The sequence below is a fragment of the Pseudomonas sp. MS01C9 genome (genome assembly GCF_058202755.1).
In genome coordinates, this window is sequence record NZ_CM177073.1 from 1,947,074 (window position 1) to 1,963,607 (window position 16,534).

Below are 16,534 nucleotides of genomic sequence, written 5' to 3' on the forward strand. Positions count from 1 at the left end.
GTTGCCCGCGGCGCGGATGGCCGCAGGTAAAGGATTCGGTGCAGCAGCGGCGTTTATTCGCCCCAGACGTCTTTCAAAACGTTCACCCAGTTCTCACCCATGATCTTGCGCACTACTCGCTCGGAGTGACCGCGCTTGAGCAGTGTCTCGGTAAGGTTCGGGAACTCGCCCACGGTGCGGATGCCCAGCGGGTTGATGATCTTGCCGAAGTTGGTCAGGCGACGGGCGTAGCCCTTGTCGTGGGTCAGCATTTCGAAGAAATCCTGGCCATGGCCCTGAGTGAAATCGGTGCCGATGCCGATGGCGTCTTCGCCGACGATGTTCATGGTGTATTCGATGGCCTCGGCGTAATCATCGATGGTCGAATCGATGCCCTTGGCCAGGAACGGTGCGAACATGGTCACGCCGACGAAGCCGCCGTGGTCGGCGATGAACTTCAGCTCTTCATCGGACTTGTTGCGCGGGTGTTCTTTCAGGCCGGACGGCAGGCAGTGGGAATAGCAGACCGGTTTCTTCGACTCGAGGATGACTTCTTCGGAGGTCTTGGACCCCACGTGGGACAGGTCGCACATGATGCCGGCCCGATTCATCTCGGCAACCACTTCACGACCGAACCCCGACAGGCCGCCGTCGCGCTCGTAGCAGCCGGTCCCCACCAGGTTCTGGGTGTTGTAGCACATCTGCACCACGCCGACGCCCAGTTGCTTGAAGATCTCGATGTAGCCGAGCTGGTCTTCGAAGGCATGGGCGTTCTGGAAACCGAAGATGATGCCGGTCTTGCCCTGCTCCTTGGCACGCTTGATATCGGCGGTGGTCTTCACCGGGATCACCAGGTCGCTGTTCTCGCGGATCAGCTTCTGGCTCGCGACGATATTGTTGATGGTGGCCTGGAAACCTTCCCACACCGACACGGTGCAGTTGGCCGCGGTCAGGCCGCCCTTGCGCATGTCTTCGAACAGTTCGCGGTTCCATTTGGCAATGATCAGCCCGTCGATAACGATGCTGTCGGCGTGCAATTCGGCTGGGCTCATCAGGCAGTCCCCTTTTGTCGGATTTCATGCGCCGAAACGTGTGCCGGCGCTTTGGGGCCAGCATATGCCTGAGGGCCGTGGCGACCCGGTGCAAAAACGACAGGGGAATTGCCGAAAGCGTCAATCCACGACAAAGGGCTGCGACGGGCCTGCCCTGCCCGTCTGTTCTTTGCCCGGCGCTTGCGCCAGAATCCGCCGCATCACTGGCTTCCACTGGACTCGAGCGGCAACGCAATGAAATCACTCTTCCTGGCTTTGGCATTGATCAGCACCGTGGCACACGCCACCGAAGACACCGAACAGAACCCCTGCGACGCCGTCGAAAACGACGTCCAGACCCTGGCCTGCTCGGCCTACGGCAAGGCCGCCGCCGAGCAACTGCTCAACGACAACCTGCAAAGCCTCCTTGAGCGCCTGCAGACCCGCTACGCCAGCGACAAGGCCCAGCTCAACGACATCACCGGCAAGATCAAGGCAGCCCAACAGTTGTGGCAGAAACAGCGGGATGCCGACTGCGCCATCGCCGCCTTCCCGGCCAAACCCGGCAGCGAAGCCTACAAGATCGCCGAAAACGACTGCATGGCTCAGGTGAGCGACGACCGATCGGAATTCCTGGAGTCGATTGGGCAGGATTGAAGGCCAGGGAACGCCTGTTCCCGTTGCCTGGCCCCTGACCAGCTGGAACTGGGACCTCCTCTGCGTCGCAGGCTCTATCCGTCAACGCCGTCTACACTGGCTGAACAACCCGTCCGATCCAGGCTGTACAGACGAGTCCAACACGATAATCAAGGGATTTTCGTATGCACTCTCTTACTGCCTTGCCCGTCTACGGATTCGCCATTTTCATCGCCATCGTATTGAGCATCGAGGCCGGTCGCCGGATCGGCAACCGTCACCTGGCCCTGGATCCCGAAGGGGCACGACAGGGCGTCGGGGCCATCGAAGGCGCGGTGTTCGGCCTGTTGGCATTGTTGATCGCCTTCACCTTCTCCGGCGCCGCCACGCGCCTGGATCAGCGTCGCGCGCTGATCGTCGCCGAAACCAACGCCATGGGTACCGCCTGGCTGCGCCTGGACCTGTTGCCGGCCAGCGAGCAACCGGGCCTGCGCCAGGCATTCCGGGACTATGTCGACGCCCGGATCGAGTACTACCAGGACTTGCGCGAGGACCAGATCGACGAGTCCGCCCATGCCCGGGCCAGTGCCTTGCAACAGGCCATCTGGAAAAGCACCGTTGCCGCCCTGCAAAAGATGCCCACCCCGACGCTGGGAACCAGCGCGCTGCAAGCGCAGAACGAAATGATCGACATCACCACGACCCGCGCCGTGGCCCACGAAACCCACCCGCCGCTGGTCATCTATCTCATGTTGCTGACCATGGCCCTGATCAGTGCCTTGCTGATCGGCTACGGCATGGCCGGTACGGCCCATCGCAAATGGCTGCACAGCCTGGGTTATGCGGCGGTCATGGTGTGCGTGCTGTATGTGATCCTGGACTTCGAATACCCCCGCTTCGGCATTATCCGGGTCGATTACTTCGACAAGATCATGCTGGACCTGCGAAAAAGCATGGACTGACCGGCAAAAATCGTAGCGGCGTCCGGCCCCGGGATCGATACACTGGAACCCCCGACCTCCAGACCCAAGGGCTTACATGATTATCTGCGGCATAGAAATCAAAGGCAGCGAAGCGATTGTCGCCGTTGCCTCGCTGGACCAGAACGGGTTGAGCCATGTCGAGCTCAAGACCCGGAAAATCAGCCTGGACGACGATGACGAAGCCGCCAACGTCAAGGCTTTCGCCGCCCAGGTACGGGCCTTCGTGACCGAGAACGGCATAGAACGCATCGCCATTAAGAAACGCAGCAAGAAAGGCGAATTCGCCGGCGGCCCCACCACATTCAAGATCGAAGGGGTGTTCCAGTTGCTGGAAGGCTGTGAAACGACGCTGCTGTCCCCGCAGACCATCAATGCGCAGAACAAGAAGCACGACTTTGCCCTGCCTGCCACGCTGAACAAATACCAGCATGAAGCCTACAAGGCGGCCTGTGCGGCGTTGATGAAACAATAATGCCTCAGGCAGCAGATCGCCTGTGAGAGCAAGCCGGCTCGCTCCTGCAAGGGCATGTCTGCGCCATCAGACCACCTTGCGCCGATCTTCCCGCGGACAGCGCTCGAACCGAGCTCGATAACTGCGAGTGAAATAAGACGGCGATTCGAACCCGCAGGCGATGCTCACCTCCAGCACGCTCAGGTCGGTCTGGCGCAATAGCTGGCGGGCCTTTTCCAGGCGCAGGCGCAGGTAGAAATTGCTCGGCGTATCGTTCAGATGCAGGCGGAACAGGCGCTCGAGCTGGCGGCGCGTGACGTTGATGGACTCGGCCAGCGCCAGGGTGCTCAGGGGCGGTTCGCTGTGGGCCTCCATCTCTCCGATGACGTGCACCAGCTTCTTGTTGCGAATGCCGTAGCGACTGGCGATCTCCATGCGCTGGTGATCCTTGCGCGGACGGATGCGCCCGAGCACGAATTGCTCGCTGACCTGGATGGCCAGGTCAGCACCATGGGCCTGGCCGATCAGGTCGAGCATGAGGTCGATGGAGGCAGTGCCACCGGCACAGGTGATGCGCCGACGGTCGATTTCGAACAGCTCCTGGGTCACGTCCAACTGCGGATAGGACTCCTTGAATGCCTCGATCGCCTCCCAATGCAGGGTTGCCCGGTACCCTTGCAGCAACCCCGCTTCGGCCAGCACCACGCTGCCGGTGTCGATCCCGCCCAGGGTCACGCCCTCCTTGTCCAGCCGGTGCAGCCAGCGCTCCAGGGCCTTGGTGGCAAACTTCAGCGGCTCGAACCCCGCCACTACCCACAGGGTCGCGCCCTTTTTCAGCGGCTCCAATGCCGCATCGGCGTTGACCGACATGCCGTTGCTCGCCAGCACCGCACCGCCGTCGGCACTCAGGACGTGCCAGCGGTACAGCTCGCCGCGAAAACGGTTGGCGACCCGCAACGGCTCGATGGCCGAAATGAAACCGATGGCCGAAAAACCCGGCATCAGCAAGAAGTAGAAATCCTGGGACATGACGCGCACTCGGTTGGCGGGTAGCGTGCGAACCTTGATACGCCAGTTGCAAGGGGCATTCAAGAGTCGCTGTAGTGCAAGAGCGCGTCGCCGCAGTGCGTTTTGCCGAAGGCGCGGCTACGTACCTTGGCATCACCGGTACGCAGATGCCGGACCCCATAACAATAAGCTGCCGAGGAACCCACCATGAAACGACTGATCAGCACCTGCGTCCTTGCACTGAGCGCTACCACTTTCCTGAGCACCGCGACCCTGGCGGCCGAACCCGCTGCGTGCCAGAACGTGCGCCTGGGCGTGGTCAACTGGACCGACGTCATCGCCACCAGCGCCCTGACCCAGGTGATGCTCGACGGCCTCGGCTACAACACCAAGCAGACCAGCGCCTCCCAGCAGATCATCTTCGCCGGCATCCGTGACCAGCGCCTGGACATGTTCCTGGGCTACTGGAACCCCCTCATGACCCAGACCATTACCCCCTTCGTCGAGGCCAGGCAGGTCAAGGTGCTGGAGCAGCCCAGCCTCAAGGACGCCCGCGCCACCCTGGCCGTGCCGACCTACCTGGCCGACAAGGGCCTGAAGACCTTCGCCGACATCGCTAGATTCGAAAAAGAGTTGGGCGGCAAGATCTACGGCATCGAGCCCGGCTCCGGCGCCAATACCCAGATCAAGGCGATGATCGCCAAGAACCAGTTCGGCCTGGGCAAGTTCCAGCTGGTGGAGTCCAGCGAGGCCGGTATGCTCGCCGCCGTGGACCGCGCCGTGCGGCGCAAGGAGGCCGTGGTGTTCTTCGGCTGGGCGCCGCACCCGATGAACGTCAACGTGCAGATGACCTACCTCACCGGCAGCGAGGACGCCCTCGGCCCGAATGAAGGCATGGCCACCGTGTGGACCGTGACCGCGCCGAACTATGCCCAGCAATGTCCGAACGTCAGCCGCCTGCTGAGCAACCTGACGTTCAGCGCCGAAGACGAGAGCCGGATGATGCAGCCGCTGCTCGATCACAAGGATCCGCTGGAGTCGGCCCGGCAATGGCTCAAGGACCATCCACAGGACAAGCAACGCTGGCTGGAAGGTGTGACCACCTTCGACGGAAAGCCGGCCGCCGAAAACCTGAAACTCACCAGCAACTGACCGATCGCTTCCCATCTGCGCGGCTGCCAATGGCTGCGCAGTGACTCAACACGCCTGAAGGAAACCGCACCATGAACCATGACGTCATCATCACCTGCGCACTCACCGGTGCTGGCGACACGACCGCCAAGAGTCCCCACGTACCGGTCACCCCGAAACAGATCGCCGAGGCGGCTGTCGAGGCTGCCAAAGCCGGGGCCACGGTGGTGCACTGCCACGTCCGCGATCCACAGACCGGCAAGTTCAGCCGTGACGTGGCGCTGTATCGCGAGGTGATGGAGCGCATCCGCGAGGCGGACGTGGACATCATCGTCAACCTCACCGCCGGCATGGGCGGTGACCTGGAGATCGGTGCCGGCGAACGGCCGATGGAGTTCGGCCCCAATACCGACCTGGTGGGCCCGTTGACTCGCCTGGCCCACGTCGAGGAACTGCTGCCGGAAATCTGCACCCTGGATTGCGGCACCCTGAACTTCGGCGACGGCGACACCATTTACGTCTCCACCCCGGCGCAACTGCGGGCCGGGGCCAAGCGCATCACCGAACTGGGGGTCAAGGCCGAGCTGGAGATCTTCGACACCGGTCACCTGTGGTTCGCCAAGCAACTGATCAAGGAAGGCCTGCTGGACAACCCGCTGTTCCAGCTCTGCCTCGGTATCCCATGGGGTGCGCCGGCCGACACCACCACCATGAAAGCCATGGTCGACAACCTGCCGGCGGACGCGGTGTGGGCCGGCTTCGGCATCGGTCGCATGCAGATGCCGATGGCCGCCCAGGCGGTGCTGCTGGGGGGCAACGTACGGGTCGGGCTGGAAGACAATCTGTGGCTGGACAAAGGCGTGCTCGCCACCAATGGCCAACTGGTGGAACGCGCCAGCGAGATCCTCAGCCGCCTCGGCGCCCGGGTGCTCACGCCGGCGGAGGGCCGCAAGAAAATGGGTCTGGTCCAGCGCGGCTAAACCGGACATGCACAGTGGATCTGCAGTGACTGCAGACATCAAGACCACCCAAGATCACGTGTGTGAGCGAGCCTGCTCGCGATAGCGTCGGCGCATCCAGTGCATTTGCTGCGCCTGGAACACCGTCATCGCGAGCAAGCTCGCTCCCACAGGGAATCGGCGAATCACTTCAGGAAAACCACCATGAGCTTTATCACCAACATCAAGACCTTCGCCGCCCTGGGCAGCGGCGTGATCGGCAGCGGCTGGGTCAGCCGCGCCCTGGCCCATGGCCTGGACGTCGTGGCCTGGGATCCGGCGCCGGGCGCCGAGGCGGCCCTGCGCAAGCGCGTCGCGAATGCCTGGGGAGCGCTGGAAAAACAGGGCCTGGCACCCGGAGCCTCGCAGGATCGGCTGCGCTTCGTCGCGACCATCGAGGAATGCGTGCGCGACGCCGATTTCATCCAGGAAAGCGCCCCCGAGCGCCTGGAACTGAAGCTCGAACTGCACGGCCAGATCAGCGCCGCCGCCAAGCCGAATGCATTGATCGGTTCCAGCACTTCGGGGCTGTTGCCCAGCGAGTTCTACGAAGGTGCGACCCACCCGGAACGCTGCGTGGTCGGACACCCGTTCAACCCGGTCTACCTGTTGCCCCTGGTGGAGGTGGTGGGTGGCAAGGATACCGCTCCCGAGGCCGTCCAGGCCGCGATGCGCGTGTACGAATCCCTTGGCATGCGGCCGCTGCATGTCCGCAAGGAAGTGCCTGGGTTCATCGCCGACCGCCTGCTCGAAGCGCTGTGGCGCGAGGCGCTGCACCTGGTCAACGACGGCGTGGCGACCACGGGCGAGATCGATGACGCGATCCGCTTTGGCGCCGGTTTGCGCTGGTCGTTCATGGGTACGTTCCTGACGTATACCCTGGCCGGCGGCGATGCCGGGATGCGCCACTTCATGGCCCAGTTCGGCCCGGCGCTGCAACTGCCCTGGACCTACCTGCCGGCCCCGGAACTCACCGACAAGCTGATCGACGACGTGGTGGACGGGACGAGCGAGCAACTGGGCAACCACAGCATCCCGGCCCTGGAGCGCTATCGTGACGATTGCCTCCTGGCCGTACTGGAGGCGGTGAAGACCACCAAGGCCAAGCACGGCATGGCTTTCGAAGAGTAAACCCTGGTTTCAGGGCCAGCAGGTCTAGGTCTGGCCCCATCGCGAGCAAGCTCGCTCCCACAGGTCTGGCGGCGTGAACACGATTGCTTTCACCCAGCAGATCCCCTGAGGGAGCGAGCCTGCTCGCCATAGCGCCAGCCCAGTCACCCCAATTGTCGGACCTGAACCATGCCCACCCTCACCACTTACCAAACCCATATCCGTCCCGAGTGGGTCGATTACAACGGCCATCTGCGCGATGCCTATTACCTGTTGATTTTCAGCTACGCCACCGACGCGCTGATGGACCTGCTCGGCATGGACAGCCAGAACCGCGATACCAGCGGCCATTCGCTGTTCACCCTCGAACTGCACCTCAATTACCTGCACGAAGTGAAGGTCGATGTCGACGTGGAGGTGCGTACGCAGATCATCGGCCACGACGCCAAGCGTTTGCACCTCTATCACAGCCTGCATCTGGCCGGTGGGGACAAAGCGTTGGCGGGCAATGAGCAAATGCTGCTGCACGTCGACCTGGCCGGCCCGCATTCGGCCCCGTTCACAGAACCGACCCTGGCCAGGCTCAAGGCCTTGCTGGACGAGCAGTCCGAGCTGCCGCTCCCGGCCTACATCGGCCGAGTCATCGCCTTGCCACCCGCCCGCTAAGCCCCGATCCGGAGAACGTCATGAACACCGCCGCCACTGTTGCCGACTTCCGTCGTTACCCTCTGGTGTGTGCGCCGGTCACGGCGAGAGCCCTGGACGACCAGGTGCAGGTCACCTGGGCCGACGGTCGCATCAGCCCGTTCCATCACCAATGGCTGCGGGACAACTGTCCCTGCCCACGGTGCGTCTATACCGTCACCCGTGAACAGGTACTGGAAATCGTCGATGTGCCTGAAGACCTGGAGCCCGCCACCCTGCGCCTCGATGACCAGGGCTGCCTGTGCGTGGATTGGCAGGACGGCCACCAGAGCCGTTTCGACCCGGGCTGGCTGCGCGCCCACGCCTATGATGAGCAGTCGCGCAGCGAAAGGCGGGCGAACAGGCCGAAAAGCCGACTGTGGCGGCACGACCTGCAACTGCCGGTATTCGATTACCACGCGGTGATGAACGAGGCCGATGCCCTGTTGCAGTGGTTGCTGGCAGTGCGTGACGTCGGCCTGACCCAGGTCCGTGGCGTGCCCACCGAACCCGGTTCGCTGAAGGCGGTCGCCCAGCGCATCGCCTTCATTCGCGAAAGCAACTTCGGCGTGCTGTTCAACGTGCAGTCCAAGGCCGATGCCGACAGCAACGCCTACACCGCTTTCAACCTGCCGCTGCACAGCGACTTGCCGACCCGGGAATTGCAGCCCGGCCTGCAGTTCCTGCATTGCCTGGTCAATGACGCCAGCGGCGGCGAGAGCATCTTCGTCGACGGCTTCGCCATTGCCGAGGCCCTGCGCCAGGAAGACCCCGAGGCCTTCGATGCCCTGTGCCGGATTCCGGTGGAGTTTCGCAACAAGGACCGTCACAGCGACTACCGCTGCCTGGCCCCCATCATCGCGCTCGATAGCCAGGGGCAGGTTGCCGAGATCCGTATGGCGAACTTCCTGCGAGGGCCCTTCGACACCTCGGTCGAACAGATGCCCAGGCTCTACCGCGCCTACCGACGCTTCATCGCCCTGACCCGCGAACCCGCGTTTCGTCTCGTGCAGCGCCTGGAGCCCGGTCAGTTGTGGTGCTTCGACAACCGCCGCACCCTTCACGCCCGCAACGCCTTCGACCCGGCCACCGGGGCACGGCACTTCCAGGGCTGCTATGTGGATCGGGATGAATTGCTGTCGCGGATCCTGGTGCTGCAACGCTAGACCGTGTCTTCGTCCATCGCGAGCAGGCTCGCTCCCACGACGAGCCTGCGACCCGGTGCGGGGAAGCCTGCTGGTGATAACCGTCCATCAAGCTCGACACCCACGCCTGATTCACCGGGCAAAAAAATCCCCGATCAAGCCGTGACAGGATCGGGGCAGGTTGCGTTACTGGAGGAGCTTTCCCGCGAGGGTGACCAAACCATCGTGATCCAGCTTGAGGCCAGTGTGCCCAGTCGCGGATGACGTCAGTTAGCCGAAAACGACACGCTCATAGTCATTCGGGTCATCGCGACGATTTGCCCTTGCCGCCGCTTCGGGTGGCTACCAGAATCGAGGCAGACCCCAATCCCGGAACAAGGAAAAGCGTCATGATGCACGCCGATTTGATCGACCAGGAAGACTTGCTGGGCCATCTCAAGGCCCTGGGCCTGCAGATACCCAGCGGAGCCACCGCCGAACAGGCCTGCTTGTGCGCCGTGCGTGGCCTGGACAGGGCTCGCGCCAATGATCTGCGCCGGATGGTCAAGGACATGTACACCAGCAGCGCCACCATCCTGCCGGCGGTTCGCCAGGCCATCGACAAGCAACTTCTGCCAGCATTGATGGAATACCAGCAGAACCACAGCGCCTGAAAAAAACCAATCGCGAGCAGGCTCGCTTCCACAGGGTTCTGCTGTGGGAGCGAGCCTGCTCGCGATGAAGGCGCTGCGGTCTACAGCCTTACACTGGCAAACGTCGACTCATTGCGCGCCTGGCTGAGCGCCGACAGCGGGCCGGACAATGGCGACAGCACCATGGCCTGCGGCAGCGGTACCATGGCGACCTGTTGCGTGGTGTTGGAGCCTACGCGCTCGTCCCGTGGCGGAATACCGAAATATTCGCGGTAGCACTTGGAGAAGTGCGGCGTGGAGACGAAACCGCACACCGACGCCACTTCGATGATCGACATCGGCGTCTGCTTGAGCAGTTGCCGTGCACGAATCAGCCGCAGCTTGAGGTAATAGCGCGACGGCGAGCAGTGCAGGTATTTCTGGAACAACCGCTCCAGCTGACGCCGGGACACGGAGACATAGACCGCCAGCTCGTCCAGGTCGATCGGCTCTTCGAGATTGGCCTCCATCAGCGCGACGATTTCCTGCAACTTCGGCTGGTTGGTGCCGAGCATGTGCTTGAGCGGCACGCGTTGGTGATCCTGCTCGTTGCGAATGCGCTCGTAGACGAACATCTCGGAAATCGCCGCCGACAGTTCGCGACCATGATCGCGACTGATCAGGTGCAGCATCATGTCCAGCGGCGCGGTGCCGCCGGAACTGGTGAAGCGGTTGCGGTCGAGGGTGAACAGGCGGGTGCTCATCGACACCCGTGGAAAGGCTTCCTGCATCGCTGCCAGGCATTCCCAGTGCACGCTGCAATCGAAACCGTCCAGCAGGCCGGCGCAGGCCAAGGCCCAACTGCCGGTGCAGACCGCGCCGAGGCGGCGGGACTGACGGGCCTGGCCTTGCAACCAGGACACATGCTCGCGGGTCACGGTGCGCTGGATCCCGATGCCGCCGCAGACAATCACGGTGTCCAGCGGCGGGGCTTTGTGCATGGAGGCGTCCGGGGTGATCTGCAGACCGTCACTGGCCCAGACCTGCCCGCCGTCGACGGTGAGAGTGGTCCAGCGATACAGCTCGCGGCCGGATAACTGGTTGGCCATGCGTAGCGGTTCCACCGCGGACGCCAGGGAAATCAGCGTGAAATTGTCCAGCAGCAAAAAGCCGATGGATTGAGGCGCACGGTTCTGGGGTTGGGCCCCGGAGTTGGACGACGTCATCGCGGTATCTCCTCACACAAAGCGGGTAATGGCCTCAGGCGCAGGCTCTTTTTATTGGTTGTTGCCGAGGTTTTCATAGCGAAAACCGGCTTTACAGCGATACAGCAATTGCCGTGCCTAAAACTGAACGTATGTTTAATAAAATCCTGAAAACGACATCGCAACCCGTCTACACAAGGCACGCGTCAAGGATGGTTTATCGGTGCCATCAGGGGCCGCTGAAACCGCTCCCTGCGGGCTGTGAGCAGTTCGGTAGCACTTGTGGGAACTGGGCTGCACCGTTTGCACAAGCGGTGTCACCCCAAGCGCGGATGACGAACGGTCGGCACCGCCACGGCAGGGGTCGGCGCAACAGCCACTTATCTGTTTGCGACGCGCCAAAAGGTGGCGTGTTTCTGAGCGGGTGTGCACTTTATGAGCGGTTTCGGTTCTTTGTGGCGAAGGGATTTATCCCCGTAGGGCTGCGAAGCGGCCCTCGATTCATACACCTTGGTGTATCTGTAGAAACATAGAGGGCCGCTTCGCGGCCCAGCGGGGATAAATCCCCTCACCACAGGATTGTGAATACTGCGGGTCAGCACTCCACCGCACTGACCGCCAATCCGCCACGCGATGTCTCTTTATATTTGTCATGCATGTCGGCACCGGTATCGCGCATGGTACGAATCACCCGGTCGAGGGAGATGAAGTGCTGGCCGTCGCCGCGCAGGGCCATCTGCGCGGCATTGATGGCTTTCACCGCGGCAATTGCGTTGCGCTCGATGCACGGCACTTGCACCAGGCCGCCCACCGGGTCGCAGGTCAGGCCAAGGTTGTGCTCCAGGCCGATTTCCGCCGCGTTGCACAATTGCTCCGGTGTCGCCCCCAGGATCTCCGCCAGGCCCGCCGCCGCCATGGCGCAGGCGGAGCCCACTTCGCCCTGGCAACCGACTTCGGCACCGGAGATCGACGCATTCTTCTTGCACAGGATGCCCACCGCCGCCGCCCCGAGGAAATAATCCACCACGTTGGCGTCGGTGACGTCTTCGCTGAATCTCATGAAGTAATGCAGCACTGCCGGAATGATCCCCGCCGCGCCGTTGGTCGGCGCCGTGACCATGCGCCCGCCGGCGGCATTTTCCTCGTTGACCGCCAGGGCATACAGGTTGACCCACTCCATGGCGCTCAAGGTCGAGCCGATGACATTCGGCTTGTTCAGTTCCTGCAGGCTACGGTGCAACTTGGCCGCCCGCCGGCGCACATTCAAGCCGCCCGGCAGGATGCCTTCGTGCTTGAGCCCGTGCTCGACGCAATCCTGCATGGCTCGCCAGAGTTTCATCAGACCACTGCGAATGTCTTCTTCCGAGCGCCAGACCTTTTCGTTGGCCATCATCAATTCGGCCACCCGCAGGTTGTGGCGCCGGCACAGGTCCAGCAGCTCCTGGGCGCTGGAAAAATCGTAAGGCAGCTCGGTGGTGTCCAGGTCCACCACGCCGCTGGAAGCCTGGGCCTGGTCGACGACGAAGCCACCGCCTACCGAATAGTAGGTGTCGCGGTGCAGCTCACCGTTGTCACCCTCGGCCACCAGGGTCATGGCATTGGGGTGGAATGGCAGGTTTTCGTCCAGCAGGCGCATGTCCCGGGACCAGATAAAAGGCACGGGCAAACGACTGTCCAGCAACAGCGTCTCGGTTTCCCGCAGTTGTTCGATGCGCGGGCCGATCCGGGACGGATCGATTGCATCCGGCCACTCCCCCATCAGGCCCATGATCACCGCGTTGTCGCTGCCATGGCCAATGCCGGTGGCCGACAGTGAGCCAAACAACTGCACCTCGATTCGACGCACCTGTTCCAGCAGCGACCCGGCCCGCAGCGCCTCGACAAAGAGCGCCGCTGCGCGCATGGGTCCCACGGTGTGGGAACTGGACGGGCCGATACCGATTTTGAACAAGTCGAATACGCTGATTGCCATTGCCTAGAACCTCCAGAACGGGCACATCCGGGCGCAGGAGCGCCCGGTGACGGAGCTGCTACGCTCAACGCCGGGATGGTCGCATCATCCGATTTTTGCCTTGGAGTTCGACGTCTGACACCGACGCAATCATGCCCACCAACGTCGCCCTGTTCCCGACAGCGTTCTACGCCGTTTTTTTGCGTGTCAGAGACCCGCCGAGGGTGGAAAAAATCTGTAAACGACGTCACCGACACTGGATGCGACCATCCCTGTACTGGATACGACCCACCCTGTAGGCGACAGATTTGCACTGGTACATGATCGGTTACGGCTCGTTTTCAAGGCCGCGTGTCGAGACAGTGTTCACGCGCCACCAACCGCAACATCCAAACAAAGCGCGGTTGTCCCCGACCGGATACCGCCGATAAAACACCAGGAGTCCACTCATGAAAGGTTCCAAGCCGTTGTTGTTGGCCGCCATGCTGAGTCTTCCATTGCTGGCCAACGCTGCTGAGCCACCACAGTGCAGCACCGTCAACTTCTCCGACGTCGGCTGGACCGACATCACCGTGACCACCGCCACCACCAGCGTGATTCTCCAGGCCCTGGGCTACAAGACCAAGACCACCATGATTTCCGTACCGGTGACCTACAAGTCCCTGGCCGACGGCAAGAACATGGACGTATTCCTCGGCAACTGGATGCCGACCATGGAGAACGACATCAAGGCCTACCGCGAAGCCGGCACCGTGGAAACCGTGCGGACCAACCTCACAGGCGCCAAGTACACCCTGGCGGTTCCCGAAGCCTTATATGAAAGAGGGCTCAAGGATTTCAAAGACATCGCCAAATTCAAGAAAGAGCTGGATGGCAAGATCTACGGCATCGAGCCGGGCAACGATGGCAACCGTCTGATCCAGAGCATGATCGACAAGAACGCCTTCGGCCTGAAGGACGCCGGCTTCAAGGTCGTCGAATCCAGCGAAGCCGGCATGCTGTCGCAGGTCGATCGTGCCTCCAAGCGCGGCACCGACGTGGTCTTCCTCGGCTGGGCACCGCACCCGATGAACACACGCTTCAAGATCCAGTACCTGACCGGTGGCGATGATTTCTTCGGTCCGGACTTCGGGGCCGCCACTGTGGCGACCAACACCCGCAAGGGCTACACCGAGGAATGCAGCAATGTCGGCCAACTGTTGAAGAACCTCGAGTTCACCGTCGACATGGAAAGCAAGCTGATGGGCAACGTGCTGGACGACAAGATGAAACCGGAAGCCGCCGCCAAGGCCTGGCTGCAGAAAAACCCTCAAGTACTCGATACCTGGCTCGCTGGCGTGACCACCATTGACGGTAAACCTGGCCTGGAAGCCGTGAAAGCCAAGCTGGCGCAGTAATCGTTATGCCGGGCGGGTTCGCCCGCCCGGGCTGTTTATCCCTTGCATGCGGACGTTCATACCATGCTGATTGATCAGAAAATTCCCCTGGGCCAGTACATCGCCGGCTTTGTCGAATGGTTGACGCAACACGGCGCCAATACCTTCGATGCCATCGCGATGTCACTCGAAGCAATGATCCACGGCGTGACGTTTGCGCTGACCTGGTTCAACCCCCTGGCGCTGATTGGCCTTATCGCCCTGCTGGCGCATTTCATCCAGCGCAAATGGGGCCTGACGGTATTCGTCATTGCGTCCTTCCTGCTGATCCTGAACCTGGGGTACTGGCAGGAAACCATGGAGACCTTGGCGCAAGTGATGTTCGCGACCCTGGTCTGCGTACTGATCGGCGTGCCGCTGGGCATTGTTGCCGCGCACAGGCCGATGTTCTACACCATGATGCGTCCGGTACTGGATCTGATGCAGACCGTACCGACCTTCGTCTACCTCATTCCTACTCTGACCCTGTTCGGTCTGGGTGTGGTCCCGGGTCTGATCTCCACGGTGGTGTTCGCGATTGCCGCGCCCATCCGTCTGACCTACCTGGGCATCTGCGACGTTCCGGAAGAACTGATGGACGCTGGCAAGGCCTTCGGCTGCTCCCGTCGCCAGCTCCTGTCGCGCATCGAACTGCCCCATGCGATGCCAAGCATCGCGGCCGGCGTCACCCAGTGCATCATGCTGTCGCTGTCGATGGTGGTGATCGCCGCGCTGGTAGGCGCCGATGGCCTGGGCAAACCCGTGGTCAACGCACTGAACACCGCCGATATCGCACTGGGCTTCGAAGCAGGCCTGGCAATCGTACTGCTGGCAATCATGCTTGACCGAATCTGCAAACAACCCGACGCCAAAGTAGGGGGTGACGCATGAGCATCATTCGTTTCGAAGACGTCGATGTTATTTTCTCCAACCGCCCCAAGGCCGCGCTGGACCTGCTGGACAAGGGGCTTTCGCGCCCGGAGATCCTGCAGCAGACCGGCCTGATCGTGGGCGTGGAAAAAGCCAGCCTGTCCATCGAGAAGGGTGAAATCTGCGTCCTGATGGGCCTTTCCGGCTCAGGCAAATCCAGCCTGCTGCGCTGCATCAACGGCTTGAACACCGTCAGTCGTGGCAAGTTGTTCGTCGAGCACGAAGGGCGCCAGATCGACATCGCCTCCTGCTCCCCGGCCGAACTGAAGATGATGCGCACCAAGCGCATCGCCATGGTGTTCCAGAAATTCGCCCTGATGCCTTGGCTGACAGTGCGCGAGAACATCAGCTTCGGCCTGGAAATGCAGGGCCGTCCCGAGAAGGAACGGCGCAAGCTGGTGGATGAGAAGCTTGAGCTGGTGGGCCTGACCCAGTGGCGCAACAAGAAACCCGACGAGCTGTCCGGCGGCATGCAACAACGGGTCGGCCTGGCCCGCGCCCTGGCGATGGACGCCGACATCCTGCTGATGGACGAACCGTTCTCCGCCCTCGACCCGCTGATCCGCCAGGGACTGCAGGACGAACTGCTGGAACTGCAACGCAAACTGCAAAAGACCATCGTATTCGTCAGCCATGACCTGGACGAAGCCCTGAAACTGGGCACCCGGATCGCGATCATGAAGGACGGCAAGATCATCCAGTACAGCAAGCCGGAAGAGATCGTGCTGAACCCGGCGGACGACTATGTGCGCACCTTCGTCGCCCATACCAACCCGCTCAACGTCCTGTGCGGCCGCAGCCTGATGCGCACCCTGGACAACTGCAAGCGCATCAACGGTTCGGTGTGCCTGGACCCAGGCGGCGATTCCTGGCTCGACCTGGCCGAAGGCAACACCATCAAGGGCGCTCGCCAGAACGGAGCCGTCCTGGACCTGCAGAACTGGGCACCGGGGCAATCGGTCGAGGGCCTGGGCCGTCGTCCGACCCTGGTGGACTCCAACATCGGCATGCGCGATGCGTTGCAGATCCGCTACCAGACCGGCAACAAGCTGGTGCTCCACGATAACCAGAAAGTGGTCGGCATCCTTGGCGACAGCGAGCTGTACCACGCCCTGCTCGGTAAGAACCTGGGCTGAGCCTCAACCCTGCAAAAACGCCTCGAGAGCATCGAGGCGTTTTCGTTTGTGCACTGCTGACTGCCTGAAAAGCTTGACCTGGAATGCAAACAAACTGTGGCGAGGGGATTTATCCCCTCGCCACAACAGT

Annotated in this window: 16 protein-coding genes; 12 read left to right on the forward strand and 4 right to left on the reverse strand. The window is 62.1% G+C overall.

All coding sequences use genetic code 11. The annotated features are described in order from the left end of the window. Window positions 1-53 precede the first annotated feature (53 nt). Entirely contained in the window at window positions 54-1,031 is a 978-nt protein-coding gene (locus tag AC1M7R_RS09020) for a dipeptidase (protein WP_072389948.1), read from the reverse strand. 234 nt (window positions 1,032-1,265) lie between these two features. Here AC1M7R_RS09020 and AC1M7R_RS09025 point away from each other — a divergent pair, with 234 nt between their 5' ends. The 3 genes from AC1M7R_RS09025 to AC1M7R_RS09035 all read left to right on the forward strand — a co-directional run bounded on the left by AC1M7R_RS09025 (window position 1,266) and on the right by AC1M7R_RS09035 (window position 3,101). Then, complete coding sequence (locus tag AC1M7R_RS09025; RefSeq protein WP_072389951.1) at window positions 1,266-1,667, forward strand: lysozyme inhibitor LprI family protein; 402 nt, start codon at window positions 1,266-1,268, stop codon at window positions 1,665-1,667. A gap of 164 nt (window positions 1,668-1,831) precedes the next feature. Continuing rightward, window positions 1,832-2,608, forward strand: a complete 777-nt coding sequence (locus tag AC1M7R_RS09030) for a bestrophin-like domain (RefSeq protein WP_072389953.1) — start codon at window positions 1,832-1,834, stop codon at window positions 2,606-2,608. A gap of 76 nt (window positions 2,609-2,684) precedes the next feature. Continuing rightward, a complete protein-coding gene (locus tag AC1M7R_RS09035) occupies window positions 2,685-3,101 on the forward strand; it encodes a DUF3010 family protein (RefSeq protein WP_072389956.1) in 417 nt (138 codons plus the stop codon). Window positions 3,102-3,167: 66 nt separating this feature from the next. On the opposite strand, the gene AC1M7R_RS09040 is transcribed toward AC1M7R_RS09035, so the two are convergent. Continuing rightward, the gene (locus tag AC1M7R_RS09040; protein ID WP_072389959.1) at window positions 3,168-4,109 is read right to left on the reverse strand and encodes a GlxA family transcriptional regulator; all 942 of its coding nucleotides are present in this window, start codon (window positions 4,107-4,109) and stop codon (window positions 3,168-3,170) included. Window positions 4,110-4,295: 186 nt separating this feature from the next. Between AC1M7R_RS09040 and AC1M7R_RS09045 the strand changes: the two genes are divergently transcribed. The 6 genes from AC1M7R_RS09045 (at window position 4,296) to AC1M7R_RS09070 (ending at window position 9,809) form a co-directional block, all read left to right on the forward strand. Further along, window positions 4,296-5,240: a choline ABC transporter substrate-binding protein gene (locus AC1M7R_RS09045; protein ID WP_072389963.1), complete on the forward strand. Its 945-nt coding sequence runs from the start codon at window positions 4,296-4,298 to the stop codon at window positions 5,238-5,240. A 71-nt stretch (window positions 5,241-5,311) separates the two neighbouring features. Further along, window positions 5,312-6,199: a 3-dehydrocarnitine:acetyl-CoA trimethylamine transferase CdhC gene (gene cdhC, locus AC1M7R_RS09050; protein ID WP_076406052.1), complete on the forward strand. Its 888-nt coding sequence runs from the start codon at window positions 5,312-5,314 to the stop codon at window positions 6,197-6,199. 183 nt (window positions 6,200-6,382) lie between these two features. Then, entirely contained in the window at window positions 6,383-7,348 is a 966-nt protein-coding gene (locus AC1M7R_RS09055) for an L-carnitine dehydrogenase (RefSeq protein WP_072389969.1), read from the forward strand. Window positions 7,349-7,516: 168 nt separating this feature from the next. Beyond that, window positions 7,517-7,993, forward strand: coding sequence for a thioesterase family protein (locus AC1M7R_RS09060; protein ID WP_072389971.1), 477 nt, complete (start codon window positions 7,517-7,519; stop codon window positions 7,991-7,993). 20 nt (window positions 7,994-8,013) lie between these two features. After that, on the forward strand, window positions 8,014-9,177 hold the full coding sequence (locus AC1M7R_RS09065; protein WP_072389973.1) for a gamma-butyrobetaine dioxygenase: 1,164 nt from the start codon (window positions 8,014-8,016) through the stop codon (window positions 9,175-9,177). A gap of 368 nt (window positions 9,178-9,545) precedes the next feature. Beyond that, the gene (locus AC1M7R_RS09070) at window positions 9,546-9,809 is read left to right on the forward strand and encodes a hypothetical protein (RefSeq protein WP_072389975.1); all 264 of its coding nucleotides are present in this window, start codon (window positions 9,546-9,548) and stop codon (window positions 9,807-9,809) included. A gap of 80 nt (window positions 9,810-9,889) precedes the next feature. Here the strand turns inward: AC1M7R_RS09070 and gbdR are convergent, their stop codons facing one another. Together gbdR and AC1M7R_RS09080 are read right to left on the reverse strand one after the other, a co-directional pair. Continuing rightward, window positions 9,890-10,993, reverse strand: coding sequence for a choline metabolism transcriptional regulator GbdR (gene gbdR, locus AC1M7R_RS09075; protein ID WP_072389977.1), 1,104 nt, complete (start codon window positions 10,991-10,993; stop codon window positions 9,890-9,892). Window positions 10,994-11,567: 574 nt separating this feature from the next. Then, window positions 11,568-12,944 (reverse strand): L-serine ammonia-lyase, encoded by a 1,377-nt coding sequence (locus tag AC1M7R_RS09080; RefSeq protein ID WP_072389980.1) that lies wholly within the window; start codon window positions 12,942-12,944, stop codon window positions 11,568-11,570. A gap of 428 nt (window positions 12,945-13,372) precedes the next feature. Between AC1M7R_RS09080 and AC1M7R_RS09085 the strand changes: the two genes are divergently transcribed. The 3 genes from AC1M7R_RS09085 (at window position 13,373) to choV (ending at window position 16,404) form a co-directional block, all read left to right on the forward strand. Next, a complete protein-coding gene (locus AC1M7R_RS09085) occupies window positions 13,373-14,320 on the forward strand; it encodes a choline ABC transporter substrate-binding protein (protein WP_072389983.1) in 948 nt (315 codons plus the stop codon). Window positions 14,321-14,383: 63 nt separating this feature from the next. After that, complete coding sequence (gene choW, locus AC1M7R_RS09090) at window positions 14,384-15,229, forward strand: choline ABC transporter permease subunit (RefSeq protein WP_072389986.1); 846 nt, start codon at window positions 14,384-14,386, stop codon at window positions 15,227-15,229. Then, complete coding sequence (gene choV, locus AC1M7R_RS09095; protein ID WP_072389989.1) at window positions 15,226-16,404, forward strand: choline ABC transporter ATP-binding protein; 1,179 nt, start codon at window positions 15,226-15,228, stop codon at window positions 16,402-16,404. Before choW ends, choV begins: the two co-directional genes overlap by 4 nt. The last annotated feature ends 130 nt before the right edge of the window (window positions 16,405-16,534 follow it).